This is a genomic window from Lysinibacillus sp. FSL M8-0337 (genome assembly GCF_038593855.1).
Taxonomy (GTDB): domain Bacteria; phylum Bacillota; class Bacilli; order Bacillales_A; family Planococcaceae; genus Lysinibacillus; species Lysinibacillus sphaericus_D.
Genome location: NZ_CP151996.1, coordinates 3,286,691 through 3,303,377 on the forward strand (window position 1 = coordinate 3,286,691; position 16,687 = coordinate 3,303,377).

Sequence of the window (16,687 nt, forward strand, 5' to 3'; positions counted from 1 at the left end):
GTGTTTTATTCATGATTTCACTCATCTTCTATCTAACAGTCTATAAAAAAACTCCCTTACACTATTGTGTAAGGGAGTAGCATTGTACAATTAGTCAACGTAATGGTCAGAACCGAAGAAGTTACGGAACATTTGCACTGTTGTTGCACGGTTTAAAGATGCGATAGATGTTGTTAAAGGAATACCTTTAGGACAAGCAGCTACACAGTTTTGAGAGTTACCGCAGTTAGCAAGACCGCCGTCACCCATAATTGCATTTAAACGTTCGTCTTTAATCATTGCACCTGTTGGGTGAGTGTTAAATAGACGTACTTGTGATAATGGTGCTGGTCCAATGAATGAAGCTTTTTCAGACACGTTTGGACATGCTTCCATACATACACCACAAGTCATACATTTAGATAATTCATAAGCCCATTGACGTTTACCTTCTGGCATACGTGGACCTTCACCTAAATCATACGTACCATCGATTGGTACCCATGCTTTAACTTTTTTCAGTGCGTTGAACATACGATCACGGTCAACTTGTAAGTCACGTACAACCGGGAAAGTTTTCATTGGCTCAAGGCGAACTGGTTCAGTCAATTGATCAATCAATGTTGAACATGATTGACGAGGACGACCATTGATTACCATTGAACATGCGCCACAAACTTCTTCAAGACAGTTCATATCCCATGAAACTGGTGTAGTTTTTTCACCGTTTGCCATCACTGGATTTTTTTGAATCTCCATTAACACAGAAATAACGTTCATACCATGACGGTAAGGAACTTCGAATTTCTGCCAGTAGCTTTGGCCACCTTGTGTATCTTGACGTAAAATTTCAACTTTTACCATTCTTCCAGTATTAGCTGCGATTTCCATAATTCTTAGTCTCCTTTCGCAGAGTAGTCACGTTTACGTGGTGGGATTAATGAAACGTCTACTTCTTGATATGTGATAACTGGCTCGCCCGTAGCTGGGTCGAATTTCGCCATCGTTGTTTTTAAGAAGTTTTCATCATCACGTTGCGGGAAGTCTGGTTTATAGTGCGCACCACGAGATTCATTACGTAGTAAAGCGCCTTTTGTCATTACTTTCGCTAGGTAAAGCATGTTTTTCAACTGACGTGTAAAGTGAGCACCTTGGTTACTCCATTTTTGAGTATCGTTGATGTTAATGTTTTCCCAACGTTTTTGGAATTCACCAAGTTTTTTATATGTTTCTTCAAGTTGGTCGTTATAACGTACAACTGTCATTGTAGCAGTCATTAACTCACCAAGCTCTTTGTGAAGAAGGTAAGCGTTTTCTGTGCCGTCCATTTTCATGATAGCATCCCACTTAGCTTGTTCTTCTTTAACACGTACATCATAAATATCTTGCGATAAATCTTCAGCATGCTTTTTAAGATGTTTAACGTAATCTACTGCATTTGGACCAGCAACCATACCGCCATAAATTGCAGATAATAATGAGTTTGCACCAAGACGGTTTGCACCATGTTGAGAGTAATCACATTCACCTGCTGCGAATAGACCAGGAATTTCAGTCATTTGGTTGTAGTCAACCCATAATCCACCCATAGAGTAGTGAACTGCAGGGAAAATTTTCATTGGTAATTTACGTGGGTCATCACCTACGAATTTTTCGTAGATTTCAATGATACCACCAAGTTTTACATCTAATTCATGTGGATCTTTATGAGAAAGATCTAGGTATACCATGTTTTCGCCGTTGATACCAAGTTTTTGGTTTACACAAACGTCGAAAATTTCACGTGTTGCGATATCACGTGGTACTAAGTTACCATATGCAGGGTATTTTTCTTCTAAGAAGTACCAAGGTTTACCGTCTTTATATGTCCAAATACGGCCACCTTCACCACGAGCAGATTCTGACATTAGACGGTTTTTGTCGTCCCCAGGAATCGCTGTTGGGTGAATTTGAATGAACTCACCATTCGCATATGAAGCACCTTGTTGGTATACGATAGAAGCAGCAGAACCTGTGTTAATAACAGAGTTTGTTGTTTTACCGAAGATAATACCAGGGCCACCAGTCGCCATAATAACAGCGTCTGCACGGAATGATTGAATTTCTTCTGTACGCATGTTTTGAGCTACGATACCGCGGCAAACGCCGTCATCATCGATAACAACACCAAGGAATTCCCAGTGTTCATATTTGTTAACTAAACCAGCTACTTCGTGAGAACGAACTTGCTCGTCCAGCGCGTATAGTAATTGCTGACCAGTTGTAGCACCTGAGAATGCTGTACGGTGCATTAACGTACCACCGAAACGGCGGAAATCAAGTAAACCTTCTGGTGTACGGTTGAACATTACACCCATACGGTCCATTAAGTGAATAATACCAGGGGCAGCATCACACATACCTTTAACTGGTGGTTGGTTCGCTAAGAAATCCCCACCATATACTGTATCATCAAAGTGAATCCAAGGAGAATCCCCTTCACCTTTTGTATTTACGGCACCATTAATTCCGCCTTGCGCACATACAGAGTGTGAGCGTTTTACAGGAACTAATGAGAATAAATCAACTTCAGTACCAACTTCAGCTGCTTTAATCGTTGCCATCAGACCAGCTAAACCGCCGCCGACAACAATTATTTTGCTTTTCGCCATGATTATTTCTCACTCCTCTTAAAAAATTGCAATGATTGCATGTACTCTTATAGTAGCTTCTATTGAATTATACGAAAGCTAAAATAGCAGCCACACCAACTACACTTAGAATTACGAAAAGAACGTTTGTTACATAAGTAGCAATCTTTTGAGACTGTGGTGATTGTGTAATACCCCAGCTTACTAAGAATGACCACAAACCATTTGTTAAGTGGAAAGTTGCTGATAAAATACCAACAATGTAGAATCCAAGCATAAATGGATTTGCAACGATATTTGCCATCATGTCGTAATCAACGTGTGTACCAAGCGCTTTTTGAATACGAGTTTGGAAAATATGCCATGCAATGAAAATTACTAAAAATACACCTGTGAAGCGTTGTAATGAGAACATCCAGTTACGGTATGTGCTGAAACGCCCTGTATTTGGTGTAGCTGTGAATGCAATGAACACACCATAAAATGCGTGGAACATTAATGGAATGTAGATGACAATCCACTCAACTAGGATAAGAAATGGAATTTTTTCCATTACTGCGGTAGCATCATTGTAACTTTCTGCTCCGCCTGTTGCTGTAAAGTTAATGAATAGGTGCATCGTTAAAAACAGACCTACTGGAATGATCCCAAGTAGAGAATGTAAGCGACGCCATAAAAACTCTCGATCTTTCGACAAGACTGTTACCCCCCTTAGTACTTAAAATAGCACAACAAAAGAAGTCATCATTTTGTAAATGATACTCCATTGACTGTGTATTTCATCATGGTACAATATTATGACATGTTTATTGTACTCTCAAGAGCTACGAGCGTCAAGGTAACATAGAGTTTTTGCTAGACCTTATTAAAGAAGTAATCTAGTACATAACGTGTCGTTTCTTCTCGAAAAATCTATCATTACTTTATTGGTGCTAAATTATAAGAAAATTCTAAGAAAGAAGGATTTCTATGTTAAATAATCCATCTAATACTATCTCATCATTTGGATATGAGTTAATTCGTGATCATGTCCTATCTTCAATACTCGGTAAACATGAGGATGACGTACTATATTGGGCTGGCAAGGAGCTTGCGCGGAAGTTTCCTTGTAAAAGTCAAGATGAACTTATCGCATTTTTCGCAGATGCGTGCTGGGGTACTCTAGTATTGACAAAGGAGTCTAAAGATGGACGTATTTTCCATTTAGTGAATGAACCAACCCTTTTACAAATTCAAAATCGTAGCTTTAGACTTGAAGCAGGCTTTATTGCTGAACAAATTCAGCAAGTAAAAGGTTACTTGACTGAATGTTATGATGAGAAGCGTGAAAAACAACAGCTTGTCACGTTTACAATCAAATGGGATGTTAAAGAACGCATTATGAATACAATAACAAATGAATAAAAGTCTAAAGGATTTTTTTGGTAGAAAAGCAAACCTTATGCGTGTAGACAAAAGGCAACAAGATGTTACTCTTGATGCCTTTTATCATTTTTATATAGTAGTTACTGTTTGTGAATCTCTTCTTCTAAATTAAACTCCTCGTGTAATGCATTGGCAGCACGAATCATTTCGTCTTGCGGTACAACAACAGAGACTTTAATTTCCGACGTACTCACCATTTTTACTGGAATATCCTCTCGACGTAAGCGATCAAACATTCTGGCAGCTACTCCAGGATTCGATGCCATCCCAGATCCAATAATCGAAACTTTCGCTAAGCCAATCTCAAAATCAGCAAAGCTAAAACCAAGCGACAATTTACTATTTTCTAACACACGTAAAGCTTCAGCGAATTCCTCTTTTAAAATGGTAAAGGATACAGATGGTTTCACACCTTCAATAATAGCTTGAACAATAATATCAACATTAATGCGGTTTTCTGCCAGTATCGCAAACATATCTGCTAACGAAGCAGTAGAATATGTATCATAGCCAATTGTTAGACGAATAATATCTGCTTCGAAAGCAACACCACGTACAATTAAATTTTTCTCCATTTCAACTTCCTCCTTCAATAAAGTACCGACTGTATCCACTACACTTGAACGAATAATCACCGGTATTTGGAATTTTTTTGCCAACTCCACTGCACGTGGATGTAGAATATGTGACCCTAAATGCGAAAGTTCCAACATTTCATCATAGGAAATCTCCTGTAACTTTCTCGCTTTTTCAATATGACTTGGATCAGCTGTATAGACACCATCGACATTTGTATAAATCTCAACACGCTCCGCATCTAATGCTGCTGCAATGGCTACTGCTGTCGTTTCCGCTCCACCCTTACCAAGTGTTGTAATATTGTTGGCAGCATTTATCCCTTGTTCCCCAGCAACGACAACAATTTGTCCTTGCGTCATATGCCCTTGCATGCGACGAACATCGATTTGATCAATACGTGCATTAAAATGTTTTGCATCTGTCTGCACACCAGCTTGCCAGCCAGTTAATGACACTGCATCATAACCGGCCTCTTGCAAAGCGATTGCAAATAGTGCACTTGATAGTTGTGAGCTCGTCGATAACAGTACATCCATCTCACGTTTAGAGGCATCATCTGATAATGCACGTACCATTTTCGTTAAGTCTTTAGCTGTACGTCCCATCGCTGCTGTCACTACTACTACATCATAGCCACGCTCTTTTTTTGCCATTGCAATTTTAGCGACCTCCTGAATCCGCTCTGTTGAGGCGATTGCAGGTCCACCAAATTTCAATACAATACTTGCCATTTTCATCATTCTCCTTTTTTAGATTCGTTTCTAGAACAGCAAAAAGGCAGCCTTCACATAACGTGAAAGCTGCCTGCAACATGTACAATAAAATAGCTTGCGCATGTGTGATAGCTCTCCGAAACGTCAAGATTCGACAGTCCTACATCTGTTAAATGCAAAACCAGCAAAGTATCGGAACAACGATACTTCACTTCGGCAAGCTCCCCTTTCACACATCATCACTGGATTTGTCCATCCTTCGATGTGCTACTATTGAACCTTGCACCTCTATCATCACTTAAAATAGTGAAATGTAATTTTTTCCTTTTATGAAAATGCTGCGTTATTATGCTTTACTGCACAATCGTTCATACAAGGATCGTTAGAACATAATGGTATTACCATTGCCATGTTCTATTCCAACATTAGCATATGTCTAATCCTTTGACAACGTCTGCTGCTGAAAATAAGTGTAAATAATGTTCGCTAAGTTTGCAGGCATTCCTGCTTCTTGAAGGGCAAGCTCACTCGCCTCACGAATCTTTTTAACTGAGCCAAAATGCTTCAATAGCTGTTGCTTTCGTTTCGGTCCAACACCTTCAATGCCATCGAGTACAGATTGAATAGCATTTTTTTCATGCTGTTGACGTAGGAATGTAATAGCAAAACGGTGCACTTCATCCTGAATACGTTGAAGTAAATAAAAGCCATCACTCGTTCGTTTTAATGCGACAACATCAGGCGGATCTCCGAATAAGAGCTGAGATGTATTATGCTTATCATCTTTTGCTAAACCAGCGATCGGAATAACAAGACCAAGTTCATCTTCCAACACTTCTCGTGCCACTTCCATCTGTCCTTTACCGCCATCTATTAGCACTAAATCGGGCAATGGCAAGCCTTCTTTTAATACCCTCGTGTAACGGCGTCGTATCACTTCCTGCATTGCCCCGTAATCGTCATGTTTTGCGGCTGTTCGTGTTTTGTATTTACGATATTCTTTCTTTGCCGGTTTACCATCAATAAAAACAACCATTGCTGATACTGCATCCGTACCATGCATATGACTATTATCGAATGCTTCAATGCGCAGTGGTGCTGAAATGCCCATTGCTTCGCCTAGTGCTTCGCATGCGCCAATTGTACGTTCTTCTTGTCGTTCAATCAATTGGAATTTAGCTGCCACAGCAATTTCCGCATTTTTCATAGCCAAATCAACTAGCTCTTTCTTTTGCCCTCGCTTGGGTGTCAGTACTTTAACCCCTAATAATTCGGTTAAAATTGCCGCATCAATAGCCTGTGGAATGAAAATTTCTTTCGGTTTAATATGCTCTAGCTTTTCATAAAAGCGTCCGACAAACGTTAAAAATTCTTCCTCCACGTCCTGATAAATTGGGAAAATGGAGACATCCCTTTCAATTAACTTGCCTTGACGAACGAAAAACACTTGCACACACATCCAACCTTTTTCAACTGCATAACCAAAGACATCACGGTTGGTCGTATCACTAGACACGATTTTTTGTTTTTGCATAACCGTCTCAATATGTGCAATTTGATCGCGGAACTCCTTCGCGCGCTCAAATTCTAGTTGCTCTGCAGCAACTAGCATCTTGTCCTCCAGTTCTTTTTTTACTGTCTCAACACCGCCATTTAAGAACTTCGTCATATCTTCAATCATATCGTGATAGATGTGAGCATCAATATCCTTTACACACGGAGCTAAACACTGTCCCATATGATAGTACAAGCAAACCTTGGCTGGTAATTGCACACATTTTCGCAGTGGATATAGTCTATCCAGCAGCTTTTTCGTCTCACTTGCTGCATAAGCATTTGGATAAGGGCCAAAATATTTCGCCTTATCTTTTTTTACTTTACGTGTTGTAATAAGTCGTGGATATTTCTCGTTCGTAATTTTCAAATACGGATACGTTTTATCATCTGTAAGCATGATATTGTATTTAGGATCGTGTAGCTTTATAAGGTTCAACTCTAAAATAAGTGCCTCCAAATTTGATGAAGTCACAATATACTCAAAATCTTCAATTTCGCCAACAAGGCGTTGTGTTTTGCCTTCGTGTGTTCCTGTAAAATAGGAGCGCACTCGATTTTTTAGCACCTTTGCCTTACCTACATAAATAATTGTCCCTTGTCGATCTTTCATCAAATAGCAGCCAGGCTGATCTGGTAAAATATCAAGCTTTCGTTTAATTAAATCATTCATCGCCTACCTGCCCCCCTTTTTTTGATGCTAAATAAAAGCGCCATTTGCGATGCCTAAACGGATATCAAATATCAACATTTAACGGTGCTTCTCTTTTATTATATAACGAAAAAAAGCCGAGCACATCTAAAGATGGCTCAGCTCTTTTTTTACGAATTAAGCATGTTTTGCGATGAAAGCTTCTAATGCTTCTTTTGGTTGGAAACCAACAGTTTTGTCTACTAATTCACCATTTTTGAATAAAAGCAGTGAAGGAATAGACATGATTTGGTATTGTGCAGCAGTACCTTGGTTGTTATCTACGTCAACTTTGACGATTTTAGCAGCACTACCCGCAGCATCCATTTCTTCAAGAACTGGTCCAATCATTTTACATGGTCCACACCAAGCAGCCCAAAAGTCGACTAATACTAAGCCTTCTTTAATATCATCTTGGAACGTCGCATCTGTTGCATGTACAATTGCCATTTGAAATCCTCCTTAAACTTACTATGTTTGTAGTATAGCATGGTTAATTTATGTTGAGCGAACAATCTGCCTGCAATGTCTAATTTAGGCTTTACATACAATCGGCATCCTGTTCCCCTATTTCACTATTCTCCATTTTTTCTTCTCTCAAGCATTAAAAAAGCTAGGGAAGACCCCTAGCTTATGCGTTCACTTTTAACGCTTTAAATTCTTCAATTAGCAATGGAATCACTTCGAATAAATCTCCTACGATACCGTAGTCTGCTACTTTAAAGATATTTGCCTCAGGATCTTTATTAATCGCTACAATGACTTTTGAGTTTGACATACCCGCTAAATGTTGGATAGCCCCAGAAATACCTGCTGCGATATAAAGGTCTGGTGTCACAACCTTACCCGTTTGACCGATTTGTAATGAATAATCACAATACTCAGCATCGCATGCTCCACGAGATGCACCAACTGCACCACCAAGTAAATCTGCTAATTCTTTTAGCGGTTCGAAGCCTTCCTCTGATTTAACACCACGACCACCTGCTACTACCACTTTGGCTTCTGAAAGATCTACGCCTTCTGAAGATTTACGTACAACCTCTTTAATGATGGAACGTAAGTTTGTAATATCAACCGTAATAGACGATACATCACCTGTTTTACCTGGCGCTTTTTCTAAAGGTGCAATATTGTTTGGACGGATAGAAGCTAACACTACGCCATCTTTTACTTTTACCTTTTCAAAAGCCTTACCAGAATAAATTGGACGGATGAAGACTACATCGTCACCGGCACCTTCAATCGAAGTGACGTCAGAAACAAGTCCTGCTTGTAATTTACTCGCAATTTTAGGCGATAAATCTTTACCGTTAGCTGTATGACCAAATACGATGCCTGTTGGATTTTCTTGCTCGATAACAGCTAATAAAGCTTGTCCATAGCCATCTGATGTATATTGTTTTAAATGTGGATGCTCCACTGTCACAACACGATCTGCCCCATGCTCGAATAATGCACTTGCTAACCCTGCAACCGCATCCCCTAAAAGTACGCCTACAACTTCGCCGCCATCAGCGATTTGTTTTGCTGCTGCAATTGCCTCGAAAGATACATTACGTAAGCTTCCTTCACGAACTTCACCTAATACTAATACTTTTTTTGACATAGTATATTCCCTCCGTTACCCTTTAAGATTCGATTTGCGTTAACAAATGACTTAAACTACTTTCGCTTCTGAATGAAGTAGGTTGACTAGCTCTTTTGCTTGAGCAGAAAGCTCGCCTTCTAAAATACGACCTGCTGCTTTTTGAGCTGGCAAGTAAATGTCGACTGTTTCTACTTTTACCTCAACATCATCTTCATCGATATCTAAATCATCTAATTCAAGCTCTGCAAGCGGTTTCTTCTTCGCCTTCATGATGCCTGGTAAAGATGGGTAACGTGGCTCATTTAAACCTTGTTGAGCAGTTACTAAAAGTGGTAAAGATGTTTCAATTACTTCTGAATCTCCTTCGATATCGCGCACGATTTTTGCAGATGTGCCATCGATTTCAAGGTTTGTAATAGTTGTTACATAGTTAATGCCTAATAAATCGGCAACTCGTGGGCCTACTTGACCAGAACCGCCGTCAATTGCCACATTGCCTGTTAAAATTAAGTCCGCCTCTTTATCTTTTAAGTACTCAGCTAAAATATAAGCAGCTGCATTTTGATCTAATTCATCTAGATCATCTTCTGTATTAATAAGAACCGCTTCGTCAGCACCCATGGCTAACGCTGTACGTAATTGTTTCTCTGCGTCTTCGCCACCAATTGTGACAACTGTTACTTTACCACCAGCTGCGTCACGAACTTGGATTGCTTCCTCAATTGCATATTCATCATAAGGATTAATAATGAATTCAGCGCCGTCCTCTTGGATTTTACCACCTGACACAACGATTTTTTCTTCTGTATCAAACGTACGTTTAATTAATGCAAAAATATTCATATATTCATACCCCCTGCAACGTTTTTTGATTTCCAAGTAAACTTGTAAATATTATATATTTTCAACGTAGATGAACTCCCCTTTCAGTCGTTACCTACACTGATGGAAAACTATTTGCCAGTAAACACAGGCTCGCGTTTTTCAATAAATGCTTGAATACCTTCTTTAGCATCTGCTGATACAAAGACCGTACCAAAGGATTTAGCTTCTGCTTCAATACCTTCATAGAATGAAGCCGGCTTCGCATATTGCAATGCTTGAATTGCTTCTTTCAAAGCGATTGGGCTCTTCTTAGCGACTTTTTTAGCAATCTTTAGCGTTTCCTCAAGTAATGATTCATCGGTAAATGCACGGTTCGCTAAGCCCCATTGCACAGCTTCTGCTCCTGAAATAGGTTCGCTTGTAAACATCATCTCCGCTGCTTTCGCTACGCCAACATAACGTGGTAAACGTTGTGTGCCACCAAAGCCTGGAATAAGACCTAGTTGTAATTCAGGCAACCCTAATTTCGCAGATTCCGTTACAAAGCGCATATGGCAACTCATTGCTAGTTCGAGACCACCGCCAAGTGCTGCACCGTGAATCGCTGCAATAACAGGTTTTGAGAACGTTTCAACACGTTCAAATACTTGTTGCCCATTGCCTGCAAGCTTTGTGAATTCATCTCCAGACTCAACTTCTGTAAATTCCTTAATGTCTGCACCCGCTGAGAAGAAACGGCCTTCACCATGAAGTACAAGGACACGTACAGCGTCATCGTTTTCTACGGCATCTAGCACAGCATCTACTTCTGCAATGATTCCACGAGATAATGCGTTTGCTGGAGGACGTGCAATCGTAATAATTGCTACTCCATCTTCTACTTTCCAACTTAGAAATTCCATTTCTCCACATCCTTTTAAGCTTTAATGCCGTTCAGGATTAATGCCTGAACTTTCGGAACCTGTTCTATCAAATCATATCGATAGTCATTCATCACCCACGATGTAATCGTTTCGTCAATTGTGCCAAATACCATTTGACGTGCCAAACGTACATCCATCGTTTGATTGAACTCACCAGTAACCATACCTTCAATTAGAATCTGATCAAGCAATTGCAAGTAATCTCTTAATACTGCATTGATCTTTTGGCGTAAATCTTTATTTGATTGACGAAGTTCTAATTGAGTCACAGTCGCTAATGATCGATCTGTAGCTAGAACATTAAAATGATTTTCAATCATGCGTGAAAGTTTGTCTTTCGACGTGCTTCCATTTTCTATTATATCTTGTAATGACTCTACAAAAACAGCCATTTTTTCATTAAAGACAGAAATTAATATATCTTCTTTATTTTTAAAATATAAATAGATCGTTCCGTCAGCCACCCCAGCTTGTTTTGCGATCTTCGATACTTGCGCTTGGTGATACCCATTTTCTGCAATAACGAAGACAGCTGCATCAATAATTTGCTTATATTTTGGCTTATCTCGTTTCATCTTTATATCACCACCTAAAAAACATACGCACGCCCATTTCCATCTGTGGCACTTTGCTTATTTGCCAATCAGTACTAATAAGTGCTGAAGTTCCCGATACAAAAATTTGAGCGGTACATCCTAGCTAAATACGGCGTGGTCAATAGAAACAAAAAAAATATGAAAATATGAATGGTTATTCATTCATATTTTCATATTATATTTTACACTCGCGCTTGTCAATACTTTCACACGTAGTTATTTTGCTTCTTTATTCGCTAATTTTGTTTTTTCTTCATCCACTAAGGAACGACGCAAAATTTTTCCAACAGCTGTTTTTGGTAGTTCATCTCGGAATTCATAAATGCGTGGCACTTTAAAAGCAGCCAAGTGCTGACGACAGTATTTATTTAATTCGTCTTCAGTAATCGAATATCCTTCTTTTAATACAATATATGCTTTTACTGTTTCTCCTCGATACGGATCAGGAATACCTGCTACAACGCATTCTTGAATTTCTTCCCGTTCATACAAAACTTCTTCGACTTCACGAGGATAAATATTAAAGCCACCCGCAATAATTAAATCCTTTTTCCTGTCCACCACATAGAAGTAACCTTTCTCATCCATATAGCCAAGGTCTCCTGTTAAAAACCAGCCATCTGCAAAAGTTGCAGCCGTATCTTCTGGACGATTCCAATAGCCCTTCATAACCTGTGGACCTTTGACAGCAATTTCACCTACTTCACCGACAGCAAGTTGTTCTGTATCCCCCGTACGTAAAATGACAGAATCGGTATTCGGCCACGGTAAACCTACTGAACCGATAACCCGGTTACCCCAAATGGGTGTTGCGTGCGTTACGGGAGAGGTTTCAGTTAACCCATAACCTTCCACAAGCTTCCCACCTGTTACGGCCTCAAATTGTTCCTGTACTTCTACAGGCAGTGAAGCGGAACCACTTAAACATGCTTTAATAGACGATAAATCATACTTCGCAATATCTGGATGATTTAATAAACCAATATATAATGTCGGTGCACCAGGGAACAATGTTGGCTTTTGCTTATCAATTGTTTTTAAAGCTGTTTCAGCATCAAACTTCGGCAACAATACCATTCTATTTTGGGTAAAAACAGATAGTAGCATCACAGTTGTCATACCATAGACGTGGAAGAATGGCAGAATACCCATAATTGTTTCCTCGCCATGTACGCATTTATACATCCAGGCATCACACATTGTCGTATTGGCAATTAAGTTTTTATGCGTTAACATAACGCCTTTCGGGTACCCTGTCGTCCCTCCTGTATATTGAAGCAATGCAAGGTCTTCTTCGAAATCAAATGGCAGTTCAATCATTTTTACAGGTGAAGACTTCATGATTTCTGTAAATAAATGATTTTGTCCACTATGCTCTACTTTCACACTAAAACCGTACTGCTTTTTTTGAATAAATGGATATACTAAATTTTTTGGAAATGGTAAGTAATCTTTAATTGCTGTTACAATGACATTTTCAAGATTCGTTTCTTTCATGATTTTCATAACACGTGGATACAAGATATCCATTACTAAAATTACCTTCGCACCAGCGTCCGCCATTTGGTACTGCAATTCTCGTTCAGTGTAAAGTGGATTTGTCTGTACTACGACTGCGCCGGCATACATTGCCCCATAGTAAGCGATTACACTTTGTGGCGTGTTTGGTAGCATAATCGCTACACGATCTCCTTTTTCCACGCCAAGTGCTTGTAAGTAGTTTGCAAACTTAAGTGCAGATTCATATAACTCGGTATACGTCAAATCCTTACCCATGAAATGAATTGCCACTTTCGATGGCTTCTTTTTATAGGCACGCGTTAAAAACTCTTGCACAGGAATTTCCTCAAACGTTAAAGACGGTGGTACTTCTTCAGGATAATTTGCTAGCCATGGTTTTGCTGTCATACGTCCTCTCCCCTTTGTCCCAAACTTTGTAAATTCTTATTTTAATTATAATGAAAAAGGAATGTACTTTCAAACGTAAAATAGAAAATAAATGCATTTTCGATTAATTATTATGCATTTAACAACATTTATATTACTACCCCTTAATGTCTTCTCCGTTGATATCATTATGAATACTCATTCATTGTTTTGCTTTTTATGCAACTGATTGCCATTATATTTCTATATTAGAAAAATTTTTTTAAAAAAGCAGTTTCCATCAACGTGCGATTGGTTTTGTGGCGATTCCTACAGATTTCTAAACAAAAAAAACTGTAGACAAACTTGAAATTCAAGTTTACCTACAGTTAAATCCCTCGTCTCATTATACGGTCAACATATAGTAGACGCCGACTGCCAAAAATGCGATACAGACTACGATTAGAACTTTCGCTAATTTTTCCATCCTATAACACTCCTATGCAATACTTGCCCCAATAACAAACGATAAACCGACTGAAATCGTAAAGGAAATAAAGCCAACTGAGCGATTGTCGTTAGCAATTTCTTGATCTACGTTAAAACGAGGGGTCATAAATTCAAATAAGAAATATGCAACAATTAGCAACGTGAAGCCAAATAGTCCCCAACCAATCATTTCACTCAGCGTGCTATGGCGAGCAATTGAATATCGAAAAATATTACAAATACCTAATATTTTACCACCCGTTGCAAGCGCCACAGCTACATTACCATTTTTTATTTCTTCCCAGTTTTTATATTTCGTAACGACTTCGAACAATGCCATCGAGACGACTAAACATAACACAACAACACTAAAATATCCTGCCGTTTCGATAATTGGATATCGCCAAAAGCTAGAATTTAGCATTTTCTCCGTCCCCTTTACAGCTTATTTCAATTCCACAACAGTGACGCCAAATCCACCTTCGCCTGCTTCTCCAAAACGGAAGGATTTCACCCGTTTATGTTTTTTCAGGTAACTTTGAATGCCCTGACGTAATGCTCCTGTTCCAACACCGTGGATAATCGACACTCGACCATAGTTTGCAAGTAGCGCATCATCTATATATTTTTCAGTGCGAATTAAGGCATCCTCATAGCGCTCCCCACGTAAATCTAATTCTAATTTCACATGGCTATCTCGATTTTTCACACCAGCAACACGTTGTATAGGTGCTTTCTCTGGTTTAATGTATTCAAGATCGGTATCGGCAATTTTCATTTTTAAAATGCCCATTTGTACAACCCATTCAACATCAGACACTTTTTCAAGCAACGTACCTCGTTGACCATAGCTTAACACCTTTACCTCATCACCGACAACCAAGTTTTGTGCTCGCGCCTTGACTTGTGCTGCTTTTTTCAATACTTTGTTATGCTCAAGTGGTGTCGCTTCTTCCAATCGTTTCCGCGCCTCAATCAGCTCGTGTTCTTTCACTACTTGATCGGCATTTTTACGCATTTCTCGAAGCTCTGAAATAATCGTTTCAGCTTCTCGTTTCGCTTCTTCGACAATTTTGCGTGCTTTTTCTTTCGCTTTTTTATCAAGGGCTTCTTTGCGTTCTTCGTAAGCTTGAAGCTTGTCCTGAAGCTCTTTACGTAGTGCTTCGGACTCTAGTAGTAAATCATGGGAACGCTCTGCATCATCCTCTGATTGGCGTCTAGTTGCTTCTAAGGACGCAATCATGGATTCCACCTCATGACGATCCGTTCCTGTAAAGCTTTTAGCACGATCGATAATTGACTCTGGCAAACCGAGACGACTAGAAATTTCAAAAGCATTGGAGCGACCCGGTACACCAATAAGTAAGCGATAAGTCGGACTCAACGTTTCAATATCGAATTCCACACTTGCATTAGCAACACCAGGGCGATTATAGCCGTACGCTTTTAATTCAGGATAGTGCGTCGTTGCCATGACACGAGCGCCACGACCATGCACTTCATCTAAAATAGAAATCGCTAAGGCAGCTCCTTCTTGTGGATCCGTTCCGGCCCCTAATTCATCGAATAACACAAGTGATTCGTGATCAAATTGCTGTAAAATGTCGACAATGTTCACCATATGTGATGAAAATGTTGAAAGCGATTGTTCAATTGATTGCTCATCACCAATATCAGCAAAAAGTTGCTCAAATACCGCTAGCTCTGAACCGTCTAATGCCGGCACCGGTAAGCCTGCTTGTGCCATTAATGTACAAAGGCCTACTGTTTTTAACGTCACGGTTTTACCACCCGTGTTGGGTCCTGTAATTACAATAGCCGTAATATCTTTGCCAAATTCGATGTCATTGGCAACCGCCGTTTCGATAGGTAATAGCGGATGGCGTGCGCGCACAAGACGGATATAACCATCCTTGTTCATTTTAGGCATCGTACATTTATTGGCTTGGCCATACTTACCCTTTGCCAAAATAACGTCAATCTCACCTAATAGTTTTACTAAATTAAATAAATCAGGTGCCACCTCTTCAACCATTGCACTTAACGCAAGCAAAATGCGCTCAATTTCAACTTGCTCTTTCATTTTGAGACGGTGTATTTCGTTATTCGCTTGTACAACTGAATCTGGTTCAATAAATAACGTTTGACCAGACGATGATTGGTCATGCACAATGCCACCATAGTGATAGCGGTATTCTTGTTTAACTGGAATCACATAACGGTCGTTACGAATCGTTACAATTGCATCTGAAAGCATTTTGGCTGCATTACTTCCTCGCGTTAAGCTCTCTAGCTTTGAACGCACTTTAGCCTCTTCTGCTCGTAGAGACTGGCGAATAGAGCGCAACGTTTGACTTGCAGAATCTAAAACAGCACCATTGTCATCAATACAGTTATTAATTTCATGCTGTAAACCTGTTAATACAGGCATCATTTCCTTTTTAGCGATAAAATGAGGGATTTCAATAATTTCATCTGACTCTAAATCTTCTAAGAAATTCCGCAGTATTCGGCTAGCTCGAATCGTACTAGACACTTCCATTAATTCCATCGCTGAAAGCATGCCTCCGATTTGAGCACGTCTTGCTGCTGGTCGTACATCGAAAATACCACCCATTGGCACATTGCCTTTTACACGTAAAATGGATAGCCCTTCATCCATTTCTTCTAATAATTGAACGACTTTTTCAAAGTCTGTTTGTGGCACAAGTTCATCAATGGCTGATTTGCCGATTGAAGAAGTACAGTATGTAGCCACTTGTTGACGTACCTTATCATATTCTAGTGTTTTCAATGCGCGGTCTGCGATCACTGAGAACACCTCCT

The 16,687-nt window shown here is 39.5% G+C and carries 14 protein-coding genes and 1 riboswitch; of the genes, 1 reads left to right on the forward strand and 13 read right to left on the reverse strand.

What is annotated here, in order from left to right:
- Positions 1–90 precede the first annotated feature (90 nt).
- The 3 genes from sdhB to MKY08_RS15935 form a co-directional block, all read right to left on the reverse strand.
- The gene (sdhB, locus tag MKY08_RS15925; RefSeq protein ID WP_024363272.1) at positions 91–870 is read right to left on the reverse strand and encodes a succinate dehydrogenase iron-sulfur subunit; all 780 of its coding nucleotides are present in this window, start codon (positions 868–870) and stop codon (positions 91–93) included.
- A 5-nt stretch (positions 871–875) separates the two neighbouring features.
- Entirely contained in the window at positions 876–2,630 is a 1,755-nt protein-coding gene (gene sdhA, locus MKY08_RS15930; RefSeq protein WP_069513662.1) for a succinate dehydrogenase flavoprotein subunit, read from the reverse strand.
- A gap of 67 nt (positions 2,631–2,697) precedes the next feature.
- Entirely contained in the window at positions 2,698–3,306 is a 609-nt protein-coding gene (locus MKY08_RS15935; RefSeq protein WP_024363274.1) for a succinate dehydrogenase cytochrome b558 subunit, read from the reverse strand.
- 272 nt (positions 3,307–3,578) lie between these two features.
- On the opposite strand from MKY08_RS15935, the gene MKY08_RS15940 reads away from it, so the two are divergent.
- Positions 3,579–4,013, forward strand: coding sequence for a YslB family protein (locus MKY08_RS15940; protein WP_069513663.1), 435 nt, complete (start codon positions 3,579–3,581; stop codon positions 4,011–4,013).
- Positions 4,014–4,114: 101 nt separating this feature from the next.
- Here the strand turns inward: MKY08_RS15940 and MKY08_RS15945 are convergent, their stop codons facing one another.
- The 10 genes from MKY08_RS15945 to MKY08_RS15990 all read right to left on the reverse strand — a co-directional run bounded on the left by MKY08_RS15945 (position 4,115) and on the right by MKY08_RS15990 (position 16,673).
- Positions 4,115–5,344, reverse strand: a complete 1,230-nt coding sequence (locus tag MKY08_RS15945) for an aspartate kinase (protein WP_069513665.1) — start codon at positions 5,342–5,344, stop codon at positions 4,115–4,117.
- A 103-nt stretch (positions 5,345–5,447) separates the two neighbouring features.
- Positions 5,448–5,625: riboswitch (Lysine riboswitch) on the reverse strand.
- Between the two features lie 137 nt (positions 5,626–5,762).
- Entirely contained in the window at positions 5,763–7,553 is a 1,791-nt protein-coding gene (gene uvrC, locus MKY08_RS15950) for an excinuclease ABC subunit UvrC (protein ID WP_069513667.1), read from the reverse strand.
- A 156-nt stretch (positions 7,554–7,709) separates the two neighbouring features.
- Positions 7,710–8,021, reverse strand: a complete 312-nt coding sequence (gene trxA / locus MKY08_RS15955) for a thioredoxin (protein ID WP_024363864.1) — start codon at positions 8,019–8,021, stop codon at positions 7,710–7,712.
- 181 nt (positions 8,022–8,202) lie between these two features.
- On the reverse strand, positions 8,203–9,180 hold the full coding sequence (locus MKY08_RS15960; protein WP_069513669.1) for an electron transfer flavoprotein subunit alpha/FixB family protein: 978 nt from the start codon (positions 9,178–9,180) through the stop codon (positions 8,203–8,205).
- Positions 9,181–9,231: 51 nt separating this feature from the next.
- Positions 9,232–10,005 (reverse strand): electron transfer flavoprotein subunit beta/FixA family protein, encoded by a 774-nt coding sequence (locus MKY08_RS15965; protein ID WP_024363862.1) that lies wholly within the window; start codon positions 10,003–10,005, stop codon positions 9,232–9,234.
- 110 nt (positions 10,006–10,115) lie between these two features.
- Positions 10,116–10,889 carry an enoyl-CoA hydratase gene (locus MKY08_RS15970; RefSeq protein WP_069513670.1) on the reverse strand — a complete coding sequence of 258 codons (774 nt, stop codon included), beginning with the start codon at positions 10,887–10,889 and terminating at the stop codon, positions 10,116–10,118.
- A 14-nt stretch (positions 10,890–10,903) separates the two neighbouring features.
- Positions 10,904–11,485, reverse strand: coding sequence for a TetR/AcrR family transcriptional regulator (locus MKY08_RS15975; protein WP_024363860.1), 582 nt, complete (start codon positions 11,483–11,485; stop codon positions 10,904–10,906).
- 237 nt (positions 11,486–11,722) lie between these two features.
- Positions 11,723–13,414, reverse strand: coding sequence for an AMP-binding protein (locus tag MKY08_RS15980; RefSeq protein ID WP_069513673.1), 1,692 nt, complete (start codon positions 13,412–13,414; stop codon positions 11,723–11,725).
- Positions 13,415–13,871: 457 nt separating this feature from the next.
- The gene (locus MKY08_RS15985; protein ID WP_010860124.1) at positions 13,872–14,285 is read right to left on the reverse strand and encodes a DUF350 domain-containing protein; all 414 of its coding nucleotides are present in this window, start codon (positions 14,283–14,285) and stop codon (positions 13,872–13,874) included.
- 21 nt (positions 14,286–14,306) lie between these two features.
- Entirely contained in the window at positions 14,307–16,673 is a 2,367-nt protein-coding gene (locus MKY08_RS15990) for an endonuclease MutS2 (protein ID WP_069513675.1), read from the reverse strand.
- Positions 16,674–16,687 lie beyond the last annotated feature (14 nt).

Bases quoted from the DNA above. Each gene is read 5' to 3' on its own strand.
- sdhB (WP_024363272.1), bottom strand. From the start codon at position 870: ATGGAAATCGCAGCTAATACTGGAAGAATGGTAAAAGTTGAAATTTTA.
- sdhA (WP_069513662.1), bottom strand. From the start codon at position 2,630: ATGGCGAAAAGCAAAATAATTGTTGTCGGCGGCGGTTTAGCTGGTCTG.
- MKY08_RS15940 (WP_069513663.1), top strand. From the start codon at position 3,579: ATGTTAAATAATCCATCTAATACTATCTCATCATTTGGATATGAGTTA.
- MKY08_RS15945 (WP_069513665.1), bottom strand. From the start codon at position 5,344: ATGGCAAGTATTGTATTGAAATTTGGTGGACCTGCAATCGCCTCAACA.
- uvrC (WP_069513667.1), bottom strand. From the start codon at position 7,553: ATGAATGATTTAATTAAACGAAAGCTTGATATTTTACCAGATCAGCCT.
- trxA (WP_024363864.1), bottom strand. From the start codon at position 8,021: ATGGCAATTGTACATGCAACAGATGCGACGTTCCAAGATGATATTAAA.
- MKY08_RS15960 (WP_069513669.1), bottom strand. From the start codon at position 9,180: ATGTCAAAAAAAGTATTAGTATTAGGTGAAGTTCGTGAAGGAAGCTTA.
- MKY08_RS15965 (WP_024363862.1), bottom strand. From the start codon at position 10,005: ATGAATATTTTTGCATTAATTAAACGTACGTTTGATACAGAAGAAAAA.
- MKY08_RS15970 (WP_069513670.1), bottom strand. From the start codon at position 10,889: ATGGAATTTCTAAGTTGGAAAGTAGAAGATGGAGTAGCAATTATTACG.
- MKY08_RS15975 (WP_024363860.1), bottom strand. From the start codon at position 11,485: ATGAAACGAGATAAGCCAAAATATAAGCAAATTATTGATGCAGCTGTC.
- MKY08_RS15980 (WP_069513673.1), bottom strand. From the start codon at position 13,414: ATGACAGCAAAACCATGGCTAGCAAATTATCCTGAAGAAGTACCACCG.
- MKY08_RS15985 (WP_010860124.1), bottom strand. From the start codon at position 14,285: ATGCTAAATTCTAGCTTTTGGCGATATCCAATTATCGAAACGGCAGGA.